This window comes from Yersinia artesiana (genome assembly GCF_902726545.1).
Classification (GTDB): domain Bacteria; phylum Pseudomonadota; class Gammaproteobacteria; order Enterobacterales; family Enterobacteriaceae; genus Yersinia; species Yersinia artesiana.
Map to the genome: position 1 here is coordinate 1 of NZ_CACVAD010000040.1, position 17,578 is coordinate 17,578.

A 17,578-nucleotide genomic window follows, 5' to 3' on the forward strand; every position below is an offset into this window, starting at 1 on the left:
CCCTCATCACTTTATACTTATAACCAGTAACAGGCCTTGTTAATTTTAATAACATATAACGATAAGCTAACTTTTCAATTAACAATAGCCGTATTAAATGAGTAGAAGTTGTTATTCATCAAGAATAGCGTTTCCGCATAAAGATATTATGCACCGCTTAATACCCGTTCTGGGGGAAATATGGAAACAAAACTTAATATTTTGTTAGTACATGGAGCGTGGGCCGATGGTTCACAATGGCGATATATTATTCCTGCCCTACATGCAATGGGACATCGGGTTATTGCAATCCAAAATCCATTAACATCATTGGCAGACGACGTAGAACGTACTATCAAGCAGACTACGGCCTTGTATGGCCCGACACTATTAGTCGGTCATTCTTACGGTGGAATGGTGATTACTCAAGCGGGGCATTTGCAAAATGTCGTCGGGATGGTTTATCTCGCCGCTTTTGCACCGGATGCCGGAGAAAGCTTATCCAGCACTTATGCATTGCGTAAACCACCGGTGGGCGCGGCATATATTCGCCCTGACGATAATGGCTTTTTATGGATCGATGCCGACCAGTTCCACGAGAATATATGTCAGGATATTGATGAAAGTGAAGCGCTAGTGATGGCCCTGACACAAAAACCTTTAGCAGCTCGTAGTTTTACTGATAAGTCTGCGCAGCCAGCCTGGCGAGTCAAACCCTGTTGGTATCAGATTTCAACAGAAGACAGAATGCTGCCCGCTGAAACACAACGCGATTTTGCCGAACGAATTAAGGCGCAGAAAGTGATTGAACTGCCTTCCAGCCATTCAGCTCATCTCTCACATCCGCAACAAATTATTGATTTAATTAATGATGCAGCAAATGCAGTTAGATAATTTTTAGTTACCCATCAAAACTATCACTATAACAGACGAAAAAAATCCGCCCGAAAGCGGATTTTCATCACATACAGCGTTCACCTTTAAAGATGAAGGCTGATCATCCTAAGCTGTTGCTTAGAAAGTGTAACCCACGCCAGCAACCCAAGTACCAACGTCAACGTTACGGATGCGGCTCTGTTCGTAAGAAACGTCCAGGGCAACATTTTGCATTGGGTTAAACTGCATACCCGCGCCGTAGGTGAAACCGTAATCGCTGGTGCTATTTTTGTCGCCAAGAGATGTTGGGTAGTTCTGGCTGAAACGGCCATAACCCACACCGACCAGGCCATAAACGCTAGCCCAATCGTTGATACGGTAAGCTGGGCCAGCAGTGATGGCGTTGTATTGTGCTTTGTTGTAAACAGACGCGCTATCGCCGAAGCTGCTTTTTTCAGTGTGAGTGAAAGAGGTGATATAACCCAGTTGAGAATCACTCCACTCATAACGGTATTTCAGGTTGAAGCCTGAAGATTTGTTAGCAACACCCTGGTAATCGCTCTGGGCATAACCACCAGAAACGGTGCTTTGACCTGCAAAGGCTGAACCTGCGGTCACTGCTAATACACAAGCTGCTACAGCTGAAAGACATGCAATTTTATTCATAACCACCTCGAAAGACGCAAATTTTTAGATGAAACTAAAACACCTCGAAATTATAACAAAAAGTAGCGTGAAACTCTGCTTACTAATGATTGTCTAATCATTTATTTGGTGTAACAAAGAGTTTCAAGTATCATCTATCTTACTAATACACTTATAAATTTTGGCTATGTTACTCCTTTTTGTGACATCCATCACCAAAAGCCATTCCAGACTATTCTTATTTTTAACGTTCAAAAAGACATCAAAAAACGCTTTAAAAATAAGCATTCTTAGCGAGTGATGATTTATTTTTCTTTTTTTTCGGCTTTATTATGTCTGGCGGTAATTTTTAAACACTCAAGCGACATTTCATTTACACTGACAAGAATTGATACTTACTATTCTCTTTGAGGCTCAACAGGATGTCTTTGTCTCCTCCATCCAAACATTCACTTCCGTTACTCCCCATTTTCTTGCTTGTGATCGCCATGATCTCAATACAAAGTGGCGCATCGTTAGCAAAAAGTCTGTTCCCGCTGGTTGGCGCACAAGGGATAACATCGTTACGACTCGGCATCGGTACGCTGATTCTGTTTATTATTTTTAAACCCTGGCGGATGCGGTTTGAAGCGGGTAGCCGGTTACCCTTGCTGATTTATGGGGTGACCTTGGGAGGAATGAATTTCCTTTTTTACCTGTCATTAAAAACAGTGCCATTAGGTATTGCCGTGGCCTTGGAATTCACCGGCCCGCTGGCAGTCGCCATGTTATCTTCACGTCGTCCGGTTGATTTTATCTGGGTGGGGTTGGCGATCCTGGGGCTATGGTTCCTGTTACCTCTGGGAAGTAACATCGGCACTATTGATTTATTTGGCGCAGCTTGTGCTCTGGGTGCGGGTGCCTGCTGGGCGCTTTATATTATTTCAGGGCAAAAAGCGGGCGGTGATCATGGGCCAGGGACTGTGGCAGTTGGCTCTTTAATTGCTGCATTGGTTTTCTGCCCGATTGGCGTGGCTTATAACGGTCTGGCGCTGTTCGATCCCGCAATTTTGCCGGTTGCTTTAGCCGTCGCTATTTTGTCTACCGCTTTGCCCTATTCGCTGGAGATGGTCGCACTGACCCGCCTGCCTACTCGTACATTCGGCACATTAATGAGCTTAGAACCCGCATTGGCGGCAATTTCAGGGCTGGTTTTCTTAAATGAGCATCTGACATTGATTCAATGGCTGGCTTTGGCATCCATTATCAGTGCCTCCATTGGCGCGACTCTGACCATAAAATCTAAACCGCAGATAGACGAAATTGCTTAAACAGGAGCCAAATATGGAAATCAGAATGGCAGCAGCAGCCGATTTTGCTGAAATTTGGCCGCTGTTTCGGGCAGTAATCAGTAGCGGCGACACCTATGTATTCACACCAGAAACCCCAGAACAAGATGCCTATGATTACTGGTTTGGTGCTGGCGTGCGGTGCTGGGTAGCCCTGCACCAGGGGCGAGTGGTCGGCATGTACAAATTAATCGATAACCAGCGTGGCCTTGGTAACCATGTCGCCAATGCATCCTTTATGGTTGATGGGGAAGCCCGCGGGCTGGGTATCGGCAAAGCACTGGGGTTACACTGTATCGAGCAGGCAACCGCTCTCGGTTATCGGGCCATACAGTTTAACTTTGTGGTCAGCACCAATACGCTGGCAGTTGCTCTGTGGCAAAAACTCGGCTTTGAGATTATCGCCACACTGCCTGGCGCGTTTAATCACAGCCAATTGGGTTATGTGGATGCCTATGTGATGCATCGAACTTTGCTCCCTAATTAGCGCTGAACACGCAGTTTCCCGCCCAAGACAGATTCATTAATAGCACGCCAGCCCAGTCATTACGCGGGTTGGCTTTTTTTATTTATTATTTTTCACTTTTTTGCATCCAAAACACCCTGCTGATTCGTATAGGTAGATGTGAGGCAAGGCTTCACCTCAACCTACAGGAATACATTATGAAAACGCTCATTCGTACCGCTATCTGTGCTTCTTTAGTCTTCAGCAGTGTTTCTATGGCCGCCATGATGTCTGACACTGTAATGGTCGGGGGCGCGTCGATGCTCCCAAGCAAAAATATTATCGAGAATGCAGTCAACTCAAAAGATCACACCACCTTGGTTGCCGCAGTTAAAGCTGCCGGGTTGGTGGATACCCTACAAGGGGCTGGCCCCTTTACCGTGTTTGCGCCCACCAATGCCGCCTTTGCAAAATTGCCGGCAGGTACGGTGGAAAATTTGGTCAAACCAGAAAATAAAGCCTTGCTCACGCAAATCCTGACCTATCACGTGGTGGCCGGGAAGTACGATATGAAACAACTGGAAAGTAAGATCAAGGCCGGGGGCGGGACTGCCGAACTGAAAACGGTCAACGGCCAGCCATTATGGATTATGAATAATGGGCCGCATAATATTCAGATTAAAGATGGCAAAGGTAACATCGCGAATATCAGTACCTATGATGTACAACAGAAAAATGGCGTGATCGATGTTATTGATACTGTCCTGATGCCTAAATAAAACCGGTCTATACTGGGTGCAGTGTCTCACTGCACCTGACGGTTTTTTTAGGGATTGGCGCATGAATGAATGTTCTGTGGAACAGCAGGTCGGGCTGATAGATGCCATTGCTCAAGGCGATCAGTCCGCTTTTGAAAAGCTTTACCGTCTCACATCTCCTCGATTATTCGCAGTCGCCCAACGCATGTTGCGTAATCCCGCCCGGGCAGAAGAAGTTTTACACGACAGTTTTCTCACGGTCTGGAGCCGGGCCGGTCATTACAATGCTCAACTCAGTGCGCCACTCACCTGGTTAACTCATATTGTTCGCAACCGGGCTATCGACCTGATGCGAGGCAATGATAATCGCCTGCAACCATTAAGCGATGACGAAACCGATTCGCTGACCGACAACACTCTGACACCACTGGCGCAATTGCAGCAAGACAGTGAGGCTAAGCAACTAGCCGATTGTCTGACACATCTGCCCGTTGAGCAGCGCCAAAGTATTATGCTGGCTTATTATCAAGGGCTTTCTCATGGGGAAATCTCTGTTCATTTACAGCAACCCCTCGGTACGATAAAAAGCTGGATACGTCGTGCACTGGACCATCTAAAGGACTGTGTAGGCTTATGAAAAACAGACGCGAATATGACTCAGCACTCGCCGCAGAATATGCGTTGGGCACCCTGCGCGGGCTGGCACGAATGCGTTTTGAACGCAGGGTCCGCCGCGACCCACGGCTAGCCGCTGATGTTGCCAGTTGGCAAAGCCTATTTACTCAATTAGATAATCAGCTTGCCCCGCTAGCACCACCAGAGCGCGTCTGGAAACGGCTCGAATTGCAGTTGCCCCCTGTCAATATCCGCCACATAAAGCGAAACTCTTGGTCTTATGCCGGTTGGGCCGTCGCTGCGAGCCTGGCCGCAATATTGCTCATCCCGCGTTTATGGGTCGAGCCGCCGACAGCCATTCCGGTGGCCGTGCTGTCCAATAGCCAGCAGAACGGCCAATGGGTGGTCAGTCTGGAAAAATCGACTCGCCGTTTGACATTAACACCACTGAATCCGGTGACTGTCAGTGATACGAATAGCCTTGAATTATGGAGTATTCCAACTGGCGAAAAACCACATTCATTGGGGTTACTGAATACACAAGGACCGACACAACTGACATTGGCTGAAAACCAGTTAACGGGTAATTCAATACTGGCAATCAGTTTGGAACCTCATGGTGGCTCGCCTACTGGCCAACCTACCGGGGCAGTCTTGTTTAGCGGACCATTACAAAATCTATAAGACGTTTTTCTACCGGAGGCCACACATGCAAGACTGGGATCCCGATTTATATCGCCAATTTGAAGCAGAACGCACCCGCCCTGCTCACGATCTGCTGGCCCATATTCCAGCAGAAATACCGCAACGTATCAGTGATTTAGGCTGTGGGCCAGGCAACTCGACTCAACTATTGCACCAGCGTTTCCCAAAGGCGCAGTTGGTCGGTATTGATACTTCGCGGGCCATGTTGCTCAGTGCACAACAGCGCTTGCCTGATTGTGCCTTTCTCGAAGCCGATATCAGCCAATGGCAGCCTACCGAGCCGCAAGACCTGATTTATGCCAATGCATCGCTACAGTGGCTAACTGACCACCAGCAACTTTTCCCTTATCTGTTTTCTCAACTGGCCGCCAATGGGATACTTGCCGTACAGATGCCGGACAATCTGGATGAACCCAGCCATAAGGCAATGCGGGAAGTCGCCGAGAACGGCCCGTGGCAACAAACATTGCAAGAGGCGGGAGTGGTGCGGGCCAAAGTGCTCACCGCCAATCAGTATTATGACTTACTGGCCCCCAATGCTGAACAAGTCGATATCTGGCGCACCACCTATTACCACCCAATGCCGTCAGCGCAGGCGATTGTCGATTGGCTACGCGCGACCGGTTTACGACCTTTTCTTGAGCCGCTCTCTGAGTCTATGCGATTGGATTTTCTGCAAGATTATCTGACTATTATTGATGCGGCATATCCACAGCAAGTGAATGGACGGCGTTTACTCGCATTTCCGCGTTTATTTATTGTTGCTCGTGCGTTGAAATAACCTCTTGAGTATGCCGGTTAAGTTAATTTACCGGCATACGGTACTGATATAACACAATAAAATAGTTTCCATATAAAACCACTTATATTTTAAATATAAAAATACATATAAATCATAGTAATAGTCATTACCAATTGGACGCAATAATAAGAATGATAATATTTTAGTCATGAAACACTAAATTACATTTTCAAACAAATTCAGCAATGAGCTATTTAATTGATAGGCACTATCTGTCCTGCAAAATTAAATATCTTTGTTATACTTATTGCGGTGAAGAAATTGGTAATCAACTCAATAAAGGGATACCTATTATGAGTACAGCAAAACTGGTAAAAGCAAAATCTTCTGAACTCATCTATACACGTAATGATGTTGATGAACATACTAAAGAAAATACCATTAAACTATTAAACGATATGGTTATTCAGTTTATCGATCTGTCGCTTATCACCAAACAGGCGCACTGGAATATGCGCGGTGCCAATTTTATCGCCGTCCATGAAATGCTTGATGGCTTCCGCACCGCCATCAATGATCATCTGGATACCTTTGCAGAACGCGCGGTACAACTTGGCGGCATTGCTCTCGGTACTGCACAACTTGTCACTGATAAAACACCGTTGAAGAGCTATCCAACCCATATTCATAGCGTGCAAGAGCATCTAAAAGAGTTGGCGGACAGATATGGTGTGGTCGCAAACTTCGTGCGTAAGGCCATAACAAAAGTCAAAGACGAGGATAGCGCAGATATGTTTACTGCCGCATCGCGCGACCTTGATAAATTCCTGTGGTTCCTTGAAGCCAACATAGAATAACCAATCTGCATAGGTAACTCTTTGCGACAATACAGGGCCGGCTATCCGGCTCTGTTCAGGAGGTCATATGGCAAGTGGATGGGCTGGTGACGGTGCAGTACAAGAGCAAATTGACTCCACGCTTGAAGATGCTATTGAGCGTGCGCGTCTTGCGCTGGGCAAAGGCGATAGCGAAATATATTGCCTGGAATGTGGTCAAATCATTCCAGAAGCACGACGCAAAGCGCTGGCCGGTGTCAAACATTGCCTGGCCTGCCAAAATGAATTAGATAAGCGTCAAACAACCCATTCCGGTTATAACCGCCGTGGCAGTAAAGATAGCCAACTCAGATAGTTCCCCCTCTCCCCCTTGTTGCCCCCTTTTCGAACAAAAATCCGATACAGTTAACAATATTGTTACATCAATGTTGGTTATGGATTGATTATCATTGGCTCTAGAGTTAATAATAAGTAAATAATTGGATTCTTGCACCATAATGACAGTAACGCACCATTTTGGTGATCTAGTTTGGTGCAACCAAAGCAAGCTAAGTAGTGGCATGCTAATTAGTTTGAGAAAATTCTTTATTTTTAAATGACTTGCATTTCTGGCACGATCTTTTCATATTGCACCCTGAAATATAAAAATGGATCCCCATGCCCCGCGCGGTTGGCGTTGTAGTTAGACCGCAATATCAACCACAAAGGGTAATCCACAAAAAGCACAAAGGAACTCCCACTTATGAAGTCACTTGTCAAAGTTTCATTGGCCGCTCTCGCACTGGCCTTTGCCATTAACTCCCACGCCGCAGAAAAAGAACTGATTGTTGCCACAGACACCGCGTTCGTTCCTTTTGAGTTCAAACAAGGGGATAAATATGTCGGTTTCGATATCGACTTATGGGATGCTATCGCGAAGAAACTGGATCTGAAATACACCCTGAAACCAATGGATTTCAGTGGCATCATTCCGGCGTTGCAAACCAAAAACGTGGATCTGGCTCTGGCCGGGATCACCATTACCGACGAGCGTAAAAAAGCAGTCGATTTCTCTGATGGCTATTACAACAGCGGCCTGCTGGTGATGGTTAAAGCGAATAATAACGACATCAAAGGCGAAGCTGATCTGGCAGGCAAAGTGCTGGCAGTGAAAAGCGGCACCGGCTCTGTCGATTATGCTAAAGCCAACATCAAAACCAAAGACCTGCGCCAATTCCCGAATATCGACAATGCGTATTTAGAGTTAGGTACAGGCAATGCTGATGCTGTTTTACACGACACCCCCAACATCCTTTACTTCATCAAAACTGCCGGTAATGGCCAGTTCAAAGCCGTGGGCGATTCCATTAAAGCTCAACAGTATGGTGTCGCATTCCCACAAGGCAGTGACCTGCGTGAAAAAGTTAACGCAGCGCTGAAATCCCTGAAAGAAGACGGCACTTACGCTGCAATTTATAAAAAATGGTTTGGCGTAGAACCTAAGTAATTCATTTTTAAAATTTTTATACTCTGAAATTTCGAAGAATGACGAGAGTATAGACCAGGAGAATATCCATGCAGTTTGAATGGAGCGCTATTTGGCCCGCCATCCCAATCCTGCTTGAAGGCGCCAAGTTAACCCTATGGATTTCGGTCCTGGGGTTGCTTGGCGGCCTGATTATTGGGGTTATAGCAGGTTTTGCCCGCGCCTATGGCGGTTGGCTGAGCAGCAATATCGCATTAGTGTTTATTGAGCTAATCCGTGGCACGCCAATTGTGGTGCAGGTGATGTTCATCTACTTCGCGTTGCCGATGATGATGCCAGTGCGCATCGATCCCTTCACCGCAGCCGTGGTGACGATCATCATTAACTCAGGCGCATACATCGCGGAAATCACCCGTGGTGCGGTGCTGTCAATTCATAATGGGTTCCGTGAAGCTGGCCTGGCGTTGGGCTTGTCCAAACGCGATACCTTGCGCTACGTGATAGCCCCCTTAGCTTTGCGTCGCATGCTGCCACCATTAGGTAACCAATGGATCGTCAGCATCAAAGACACCTCACTGTTCATCGTGATTGGCGTAGCTGAACTGACTCGCCAGGGTCAGGAAATTATTGCCGGTAACTTCCGCGCCATGGAAATTTGGAGTGCGGTTGCGGTTATCTACCTGATAATCACCTTGGCTCTGAGCTTCGTTCTGCGCCGGTTAGAAAGAAAACTGAAAATAATATGATTGAATTCAAAAACGTCTCCAAACACTTTGGTAAAACCCAGGTGCTCCACGACATCAATCTGAATATCACCAAGGGAGAAGTGGTGGTTATTATTGGTCCTTCCGGCTCGGGTAAGTCTACCCTGCTGCGTTGTATCAATAAGCTGGAAGTCATTACCAGTGGTCAGCTGATTGTCGATGGCCTGGATGTCAATGATCCCAAAGTTGATGAACGCCTGATTCGCCAGGAAGCAGGTATGGTATTCCAACAGTTTTATCTGTTCCCGCATTTGACTGCGTTGGAAAACGTGGCATTTGGCCCCATCCGTGTGCGTGGAGCTTCTAAGGAAGCGGCCAACAAACTCGCGATGGAGCTATTGACCAAGGTGGGGTTGGAAGAGCGCGCTCATCATTACCCGGCAGAGCTGTCCGGTGGGCAACAGCAGCGCGTGGCTATCGCCCGTGCTCTGGCGGTCAAACCTAAGCTAATGCTGTTTGATGAGCCGACATCAGCACTGGATCCGGAATTGCGTCATGAAGTCTTGACGGTAATGAAAGATTTGGCTGAAGAAGGCATGACGATGGTCATCGTCACCCACGAAGTGGGCTTTGCGCAAAAAGTGGCATCGCGCCTGATCTTTATCGATAAAGGCCGGGTGGCGCAGGATGGTGACCCTGATAGTTTAATTTCAAATCCACCCAGTGAACGTTTACAGGAGTTCCTGCAACACGTTTCCTGATGTGCGATTTAGCAGAGCTAAAATCACGATGTTAAACGGGTATCTTTACTGATACCCGCCTGCGCTTAATGGCAAAGCTGTTGATAACTTAGTGAGTGAAGGGTTTACCGCACCTCGGGGCACTCCGGTCGCTTACGCGACTACGACCCCAACGGCACGATTCCCCTTCATTTGACGGTGACAGCAGTCTGTGGCGGGCATTTTTACTGATACCCGCCTTTTTTTGTGCTGATGCTCAGTCATATATGGGGTTGCTGATTCTTGACCTGAGAAAACGCCGTCATCAACTTCACCACATCCTGCATCCCAATATTCACCTGATGAATAACTTCACCGGCATCTTGGGTCAGAGTGACTCCGCCACCGGCCTGCTCGACACACACACCCATGCCCTTGATGGCCGCCATCACCCCGTTCTGAATCGTCTTGGTCATATGCTCGATTTCAGTGGCTGCTTTACGCGAACTTTCTGCCAGTATGCGCACTTCACTCGCCACTACAGAAAACCCTTTACCGTGTTCACCGGCATGAGCCGCTTCTATTGAAGCATTGATTGCCAATAAGTTAGTTTGCGAGGAAATTTTGCGAATGGCTTCAACAATAGTGCCAATCTCGTTCGAGCAACGGCCTAACTCGCTGATAACACCTGAAGTTTCGCGAGCTACCGACTCCACTTCCTGCATACCGCGAACCGCCTGCTGGACAATCTCAGCCCCTTGCGACGCTGACCGGTCTGTGGTTAATGATAAATGGTGCACATCACGAATCAGATTCTCTTCCTGCTCCTGCTGCAACATCAATGGCGTAATATCCTGCGCGATTTTCACCACTTTCAGCACCTGCCCCTCTTTATCCATAATCGGGTTATAGCTCGCTTCCAGCCAGACACGCTGACCGCGACTGTTCATGCGCTCAAAGCGCCCAACAATGAACTCACCACGGGCTAACCGCTGCCAATGCTGACGATATTCATCGGAATGAGCGAATTCTGGAGTGCATAGAATCTGATGAGACTTATGCCGAATATCAGCCAGTGAATAACCAATAACATTTAGCAAATTATCATTGGCATCTAAAATAATGCCTTGGGGTGTGAAGGTGATCATTCCCATTGAGCGATTTAGCGCAGCTAATAAACTCTGGTGTTCCTGAGACTGCAACATTCGCTCAGTCACATCACTGGCAAGTTTAATAATTTCCACTACCCGGCCTTGGCTATCGAGCACTGGCGTATATGTCCCTTGCAGCCAAATAATCGTGCCGTCTTTGCGAATGCGTTTAATATTATCGGTAATGGCCCGCCCTTCATTGAGCAATTGCCAATGGCGGCGGTAAGCATCACTTTGCACATATTTCGGGTCACAAAACAGTTTATGGTGCTTCCCGAGCACCTCTTCTCGTTGATATCCCATAGCGTGTAAAAATAAGGCATTAGCGTATTTTACTGTGCCATCAGGTTTGAAAATAATCATAGGAACGGCACTATCAATCGAAGTCAGTTCGGCGCGCTTTGATACATGAGATGAGCTGAAATTGAACAACATAAGTTGAGTCCTTATGGTGAAAGATCGTGCTACAAATAAGTCATGTGACCATTGACATGTTTGCACAACAAAACCCAGAAAACCCTTAATAGAATTTTCTTTAAGTTTTATTCTTCACCCTGGACGATGAATTAGCTGGGTAAATAAAATTAAATATGGAGAAAAAATCAAAATAAAACCTACACTTGTCGGCTATATTGCCTAACTAATAATTATCTTAATTAGCATAGCCGAAAGTATTTGAATTGACAGCCAACTGAGCGATATTGAAATAAAACAGCAGGAAATAGGGCAATACCCAGATAATTGAATATTGCCACCAAGCTGCCAGTAAACGCATCCCGATGAGTCTATTTATTTTAAGGTCAACGGCAGACAGTGATTCGGATAAGTGCACGCCGCTAACACCCCTGTAGTGTCAAGGACGAAGGTATGCCCAAAGTCATTGGCGCTACAGGTAGGCAGCCAGTAAACGCATCCCGATGAGCTGACACAAGTCAGTGATTCGGGTAAGTGCACGCCGCTAACACCCCTGTAGTGTCAAGGACGAAGGGGATTACCATCGTTCAGCTTTCCAGGCCGCCTGTTGCTCCGGTGTCAGGAACGTCCATGCAACAAAGCGGCTGACTTTCTGCCCTTGAGCCATATCAATGGTTCGAACCTCAACCGCATTGGCGTAACGCAGAGCATGATAGATAGCAGGTAATGTTGTCTTTTTAGAGATCAGTGAAGTAAACCAGAAGCAATTTTGTGCCTTGGTCGCGCTCTCTGCCACCATGCGGCTGACAAAACCTTCTTCGCCGCCCTCACACCACAGCTCACTATTTTTACCACCAAAGTTTTGCACCGGCTTGGCTGCAACTTCACTTTTACCCAGTTTGTGCAGTTTACGCCGCGTGGTGGCTGCTGCTTCTTCCGCTGAGCCATGGAACGGTGGATTACACAATGTGGCATCGTAGCGTTCATTCACCGCCAAGATACCCTCGAAAATCGCTTGTGGATTTTTTTGTTGCTTAAGTCGCAGGGTATTTTTCAATGTCGGATTCATGGATACCACCATTTTTGCCGCACTCAGGGCTTGCGAGTCAATGTCAGTCCCGGTGAAGCGCCAGCCGTATTCTCGCTGACCAATAATAGGATAAATACAGTTCGCACCCACACCAATATCCAACACAGCAATATTCTTACCTTGCGGGATAACTCCGTCATTGCTGCTGGCTAATAAATCAGCGAGATGATGCACATAATCGGCACGACCTGGAATGGGTGGGCATAAAAAGTCAGCCGGAATATCCCAATATTCAATGCCATAAAAATGTTTTAATAATGCCTTATTCAGCATTTTTACTGCCAGTGGGGAGGCGAAGTCGATAGAAATATCCCCGTAAGCTGTTGGTGCCAAAAAAGGGATTAGCTCGGGGCAACTCACTGAAAGAGCATCAAAGTCATAACGTGAGCGATGACGGTTGCGCGGGTGCAATCCACTTTTTTCTTTCGGGAATACTTTTTTGTTTTCCATCGTACTGACTCTCTGATAGGCATTTTCTGGCGCGTAAGATAGCATAAATTCATGTGAAACGGGTCAGCAACACATATTGCTTGCCGTCCGAGAGAATGAAAACCTGGTAATTATAAGTCAAATATTTTGAATGAATAACTCAATTCTATCCGGTTTTAAAATTTCACCGAGGGCGTAATATAGCTTCCATCGAAAGGAAACGCCCTTTCAACCTTAAAACCGAATAGGAATACATCATGAAAAACATCAAAAATTTAGTTGCAGTTATCGCCCTATCTACTTTATCTTTCGGTAGTTTTGCTGCTGAATACGTTAGCAGCCAGGATGCGGCTAAATTAGAGCAAGTTGGTGTAATCTCCGTCAGTGGCGTCACTGACCTGAGCAGCTTGAAAGCACAACTGGCGGAAAAAGCAGATGCTGCCGGTGCTAAAGCCTTCACTATCACTTCAGCAACAGGCAATAACTTGATGCACGGTACTGCGGTTATTTATAATTAATTTAACCTTAGATAGATTGCAGCAATATTGGTGGAGTTTATCAGCCCAATCGTTGCTGTGAGAGAAAAGGCCCATCAGCAACCCTGATGGGCTTTTTTATATAGAAAAAACAACACACTATACTGACTTAAGCCGTGCATTTATTGCGCTCGCGAATGTGCGACACATTGCCTCATCCCCTTGCAAATTGTCAGCCAACTGTTCATCCCCATCAACCACTCGCAGAGTAACGTTTAAATCAAAATCTGCCGCCGGTTGTGGGCGTATTGCCGCCAGTTCAATTGTTTTCTGTGCTTCACGCCAGGATTCTTCAACGGTTTGATTACACACCTTGGCCAGATAATCTGGATTGAAACCCTCTCCGGTCAAGCTGCGCAATGTCTCATCGTGACTGACACTATTACCAGGCCGCCAATAATGCTCAGCGAGATCTGGGCCAATAGCCGGGTTGTCCGTCAGATAACCATCGCGTTTGAGGAAGAATGCCCTGGTCTGCTCTACCGCCATCAATGCCAATAGATAACCTTGATAGGAGCAAGCAGATTCCATTGATAACAAATGCGGGATAGCCAATGTCGGACGTGGACTACCGCTGACACCCAGAATTTTTAGCTCAATATCCCGAGCAAGCTGAGTCATCGCCTCTGGCGTGCATTGTGCATCATCCCACTGATATAGCTGCCATTCAAAATAGGGTACTAATAAAATATGGCGATCATTAAAAGCTCGCATAGGTTGCCGCGCCTGAATACTTTCCTGAATTAATACATCAGGAACGGATTCACCCGCACTATTTTTAGCATAACGTTTTAACCAATCAGCATCATCAAGCAGGCTATCACAGAACATGGATTGCGTTTCGGCATAGGCCATTGAAGTTGGAGGGAATTCTTGTGAGAAACATGGCGAGTTTTGTGCAATATTAGAAAAATGAGCCGCATGACCACCTTCGTGGAATAAGGTATTTAGGCCCGAAGCACCACTTCCTATCTGATCAGGTTTAGCCAAACTCGTGAAGTTGATCCGCGCCGGTATCCATTTTCCCTGATCAACAAAAGGCGGTACTGGCCCATGCATAAACCCATTTTCATACTTCCCTTTGCGTACCAGCAGATCCAAATTCATCTGTGCGCCGCGAAAACCAATATGCAGCCGCTTAAAGCTATTAATCCAGCGGTCGAGTGACTCGGCAAAGGGGAAATAAGGGTCTAATTGACGGGTAACATCGCCCCCACTGGCAAAGCGGATATTCCAGGGTTCCAGCGTTTCAGGGCCTTTCTCTTCTGCTAATTGCTGCAAACTACGCAAGTTCGCCTCGCGGGTCTGCTCTTCGAAGCGCTCCAAAATGGCAAATAACTGTTCCGGTGTCATCTGTTCGGTTTTATTCACTTTGTAATCAAAGTAATTGCGGTAACCCAATTTCCGCGCAAAACGATTACGTAAACGGATTAGTTCAGGCAATCCATTGTGCAATAACCATTGTTCCAGCTCACGTAATGCCAAATGCGAACTGTATCGACATTCCGCATTTTCATTGGTGCCTTGGTTGGTCAATAACTCCCCCAAGGAAGCCGGAACCCGCTCACCGGCTGTATTTAAATGTGTCAAAGTGAAGGTTTTGCGCTGCTGGTAAAGATTTGATTCAGCAGCAATAATCTCATCAAGTAATACTTGTGCGTCCGGATCTTCAATGGCATTACAATCAAAAAAGCGATACCACCCCTGCAAGCCGTGCAGTAACTCATCCCGCTCCACGGTAGCGGGTTCACTTCCTAACTGAGCAATCAGATCACGTAATTCCTTTAAACGATGACTCTGTGCGATAAAGCGCTTATAAACCGTTTCGGCTGCGGAAAATTGCTGTGCAATATCATCTCCCCCCAACCCCATGTAGTTCTGCCAGAAAAGATCTTCTTTGGCCTGATGGACAGCCAGATAATCCTTATTCAGAGCAGTAAAGTAGTTCAATGCTTGTTGCATAGTGTTCCTTTTCAGCAATTATTCATTAAAACCTGATTAAGACAGGAAAACCAAACGACTTATTCAGTCTATCACCGTAAAAAAAGACAACAAGCCGTGATCACATTAAAATAAAAAACTTTATATTTTATTAAGTAAGAGTTATTTAAATAGGAAAATAGCCAGTACAAACTTAACAAAAACTAAAAGCCAATAAAATACACAAAACGTCATGATAACTACCGAATAATGGTGATTCCGTATAAGTCATTAATCCGTTGTTGTGCAAGTTCGACTGTGTTCGCCTGCCCTGCGGCAACTAAACAACATGCCAGCTGTTTTTGGATAGAATCAGGAATAGGTAACACTCCAGCCAAACAATCTTCAATCCAGCGTGCGGTTTTAGCTGCATCTTTCGACGAGGGTAATTCAAGCTCGCCCGACTCAGGTTGGCGTTCCAGTAAAACTTGCTGCTCACCGTTATTGATATAGTGAATTGGCGGGCAACGTAGCGGGTTAGCATAAACTTCCCCTTCAGTCCCTTGCTGCAACAAGGCGGGAGCATTAATCGCCTGGAAAAAGCCGCCGACTTTTTGCATATATTCTGGATGGGAAACACTGGCCAGGCGCAGGTGGGGTTCGTGAATAAAGGGCGCTGCCAACTTTGCCAGGGTATGGCTACTGTTTCTGACGCCCATACGCCAGCGTTGCTGTAATTGTTCGTCCAATTGAGCGGACAGCGCTGAAACGGGAATAAACACCGGCAGCCCGTTATCCAGACGCTGTTGAGCCTCTGCAGCGTTATGTGACCAGGGAATGTTTAATTGCTGGAAAATCTCGGCACTGGTCACCCGACTGCTATCTTCTGTCACGCCGTGAACCACCACGGGTAGCCCAAGACGCGCGAGCAATAACGCCAATAACGGGGTGAGGTTGGCTTGTTTACGCGCTCCGTTGTAGCTTGGAATAACGACTGGCAATGGGCGGCCAGTGGGTACACGCAGTGACATCATCTGTTCTTGCATCGCCTGATAAAATCCCAGGATTTCCTGCTCAGATTCACCTTTAATACGAAATGCAATCAGGATCCCACCCAGTTCCAGCGCCGGTACTTGTCCTGCCAGCATGGCTTTATATAATTCGTAAGCGGTATCCTGATCCAGGTCGCGGGCATGATTTTTACCGCGCCCAATCTCTTTGATAATTTTGCTGTAATCCATGGTGCGGTATTTCTCCTATCAATATTCCGTAAATATAAATCAGTTAAATATAACTGAAACTTTATCATTGATAGGGATAGATATGCCCGAAATAGTTATCAGGTTAAGTAGGGGATAAAAGCTGCGGGTAACAATATCGCTGACGACGTTAGCGGGGGAAACAGACCACTGCGGAGAATGAATCAGTGGTCTGTCTATCTCTATCAATTATTCAACTCTTCCGGTGGGCTAAACAGTACACGGTAGATAGCCCCCCCTAAGGCCCCGCCCACTAAAGGCGCTAACCAGAATACCCATAATTGCTGTAATGCAATTCCACCGGCAAAAATGGCTACCCCGGTGCTACGGGCTGGATTAACTGAAGTGTTATCTACCGGAATGCTGATTAAGTGAATCAGTGTCAGACACAAACCGATCGCCAGCGGAGCGGCTACTGCCGGAGAACGTATATCCGTCGCCCCCATAATCACCATCACGAACCCCATAGTTAGAATCACTTCGGCGACCAATACCGCTTGTAAGCTATAACCCCCCGGTGAGCGCACGCCAAAGCCATTACTGGCGAATCCGGCAGTCACATCAAAACCGGCCTTACCACTGGCGATTAAATACAAAATTGCCGCCCCGGCTAGCCCCCCCAGCACTTGTGCGATGATATAGGGGATCAATTGTGCGCCAGAAAAGCGGCCTCCGACCCATAAACCAAGCGACACTGCAGGGTTAAAATGCGCACCAGAAACGTGCCCTAATGCATACGCCATTGTGACAACAGTCAGCCCGAATGCCAACGCCACACCGAGAAATCCGATCCCCGCCACCGGGAACATTGCCGCCAATACTGCGCTGCCGCACCCGCCTAACACCAGCCAGAAAGTGCCAATAAACTCTGCCATTAGCTGTTTCATTCTGATCTACCTCTGCCCGCCAAATATGTCGATAGCAGTTAGCATTGCCGCTAACCAATAACCAGCAATTTTCAC

The 17,578-nt window shown here is 46.8% G+C and carries 19 protein-coding genes; 13 read left to right on the forward strand and 6 right to left on the reverse strand.

What is annotated here, in order from left to right:
- Positions 1–180 precede the first annotated feature (180 nt).
- Entirely contained in the window at positions 181–873 is a 693-nt protein-coding gene (locus HU019_RS14005) for an alpha/beta fold hydrolase (protein ID WP_174848394.1), read from the forward strand.
- 120 nt (positions 874–993) lie between these two features.
- Here the strand turns inward: HU019_RS14005 and ompX are convergent, their stop codons facing one another.
- The gene (gene ompX / locus HU019_RS14010; RefSeq protein ID WP_174848393.1) at positions 994–1,521 is read right to left on the reverse strand and encodes an outer membrane protein OmpX; all 528 of its coding nucleotides are present in this window, start codon (positions 1,519–1,521) and stop codon (positions 994–996) included.
- Positions 1,522–1,922: 401 nt separating this feature from the next.
- On the opposite strand from ompX, the gene rhtA reads away from it, so the two are divergent.
- The 11 genes from rhtA to glnQ all read left to right on the forward strand — a co-directional run bounded on the left by rhtA (position 1,923) and on the right by glnQ (position 9,859).
- A complete protein-coding gene (rhtA, locus tag HU019_RS14015) occupies positions 1,923–2,810 on the forward strand; it encodes a threonine/homoserine exporter RhtA (protein ID WP_174848392.1) in 888 nt (295 codons plus the stop codon).
- 13 nt (positions 2,811–2,823) lie between these two features.
- Entirely contained in the window at positions 2,824–3,315 is a 492-nt protein-coding gene (locus HU019_RS14020) for a GNAT family N-acetyltransferase (RefSeq protein ID WP_174848391.1), read from the forward strand.
- Positions 3,316–3,491: 176 nt separating this feature from the next.
- Positions 3,492–4,052 (forward strand): fasciclin domain-containing protein, encoded by a 561-nt coding sequence (locus HU019_RS14025; protein WP_019081065.1) that lies wholly within the window; start codon positions 3,492–3,494, stop codon positions 4,050–4,052.
- A 61-nt stretch (positions 4,053–4,113) separates the two neighbouring features.
- Entirely contained in the window at positions 4,114–4,668 is a 555-nt protein-coding gene (locus HU019_RS14030) for a sigma-70 family RNA polymerase sigma factor (RefSeq protein WP_174848390.1), read from the forward strand.
- Entirely contained in the window at positions 4,665–5,330 is a 666-nt protein-coding gene (locus HU019_RS14035) for an anti-sigma factor (RefSeq protein ID WP_174848389.1), read from the forward strand. Before HU019_RS14030 ends, HU019_RS14035 begins: the two co-directional genes overlap by 4 nt.
- A gap of 25 nt (positions 5,331–5,355) precedes the next feature.
- A complete protein-coding gene (tam, locus tag HU019_RS14040; protein WP_174848388.1) occupies positions 5,356–6,132 on the forward strand; it encodes a trans-aconitate 2-methyltransferase in 777 nt (258 codons plus the stop codon).
- 314 nt (positions 6,133–6,446) lie between these two features.
- The gene (gene dps / locus HU019_RS14045) at positions 6,447–6,950 is read left to right on the forward strand and encodes a DNA starvation/stationary phase protection protein Dps (protein ID WP_174848387.1); all 504 of its coding nucleotides are present in this window, start codon (positions 6,447–6,449) and stop codon (positions 6,948–6,950) included.
- A 67-nt stretch (positions 6,951–7,017) separates the two neighbouring features.
- Positions 7,018–7,284 carry a DksA/TraR family C4-type zinc finger protein gene (locus tag HU019_RS14050; protein ID WP_019081070.1) on the forward strand — a complete coding sequence of 89 codons (267 nt, stop codon included), beginning with the start codon at positions 7,018–7,020 and terminating at the stop codon, positions 7,282–7,284.
- 387 nt (positions 7,285–7,671) lie between these two features.
- Positions 7,672–8,415 carry a glutamine ABC transporter substrate-binding protein GlnH gene (glnH, locus tag HU019_RS14055; RefSeq protein ID WP_174848386.1) on the forward strand — a complete coding sequence of 248 codons (744 nt, stop codon included), beginning with the start codon at positions 7,672–7,674 and terminating at the stop codon, positions 8,413–8,415.
- Positions 8,416–8,483: 68 nt separating this feature from the next.
- Positions 8,484–9,140: a glutamine ABC transporter permease GlnP gene (gene glnP / locus HU019_RS14060; RefSeq protein ID WP_174848385.1), complete on the forward strand. Its 657-nt coding sequence runs from the start codon at positions 8,484–8,486 to the stop codon at positions 9,138–9,140.
- On the forward strand, positions 9,137–9,859 hold the full coding sequence (glnQ, locus tag HU019_RS14065; RefSeq protein WP_005168188.1) for a glutamine ABC transporter ATP-binding protein GlnQ: 723 nt from the start codon (positions 9,137–9,139) through the stop codon (positions 9,857–9,859). The genes glnP and glnQ overlap by 4 nt, the downstream gene beginning before the upstream one ends.
- 239 nt (positions 9,860–10,098) lie before the next feature.
- Here the strand turns inward: glnQ and HU019_RS14070 are convergent, their stop codons facing one another.
- Together HU019_RS14070 and rlmF are read right to left on the reverse strand one after the other, a co-directional pair.
- Complete coding sequence (locus tag HU019_RS14070) at positions 10,099–11,403, reverse strand: methyl-accepting chemotaxis protein (protein ID WP_174848384.1); 1,305 nt, start codon at positions 11,401–11,403, stop codon at positions 10,099–10,101.
- A 556-nt stretch (positions 11,404–11,959) separates the two neighbouring features.
- On the reverse strand, positions 11,960–12,922 hold the full coding sequence (rlmF, locus tag HU019_RS14075) for a 23S rRNA (adenine(1618)-N(6))-methyltransferase RlmF (protein WP_174848383.1): 963 nt from the start codon (positions 12,920–12,922) through the stop codon (positions 11,960–11,962).
- 236 nt (positions 12,923–13,158) lie between these two features.
- Here rlmF and bhsA point away from each other — a divergent pair, with 236 nt between their 5' ends.
- Positions 13,159–13,419, forward strand: a complete 261-nt coding sequence (bhsA, locus tag HU019_RS14080) for a multiple stress resistance protein BhsA (protein WP_174848382.1) — start codon at positions 13,159–13,161, stop codon at positions 13,417–13,419.
- A 117-nt stretch (positions 13,420–13,536) separates the two neighbouring features.
- Here bhsA and HU019_RS14085 read toward each other — a convergent pair whose 3' ends face one another.
- The 3 genes from HU019_RS14085 to aqpZ all read right to left on the reverse strand — a co-directional run bounded on the left by HU019_RS14085 (position 13,537) and on the right by aqpZ (position 17,503).
- Positions 13,537–15,399 carry a M3 family metallopeptidase gene (locus HU019_RS14085; RefSeq protein WP_174848381.1) on the reverse strand — a complete coding sequence of 621 codons (1,863 nt, stop codon included), beginning with the start codon at positions 15,397–15,399 and terminating at the stop codon, positions 13,537–13,539.
- Positions 15,400–15,617: 218 nt separating this feature from the next.
- Complete coding sequence (gene ybiB, locus HU019_RS14090) at positions 15,618–16,598, reverse strand: DNA-binding protein YbiB (RefSeq protein ID WP_174848380.1); 981 nt, start codon at positions 16,596–16,598, stop codon at positions 15,618–15,620.
- 203 nt (positions 16,599–16,801) lie between these two features.
- On the reverse strand, positions 16,802–17,503 hold the full coding sequence (aqpZ, locus tag HU019_RS14095) for an aquaporin Z (protein ID WP_174848379.1): 702 nt from the start codon (positions 17,501–17,503) through the stop codon (positions 16,802–16,804).
- Between the last annotated feature and the right edge of the window lie 75 nt (positions 17,504–17,578).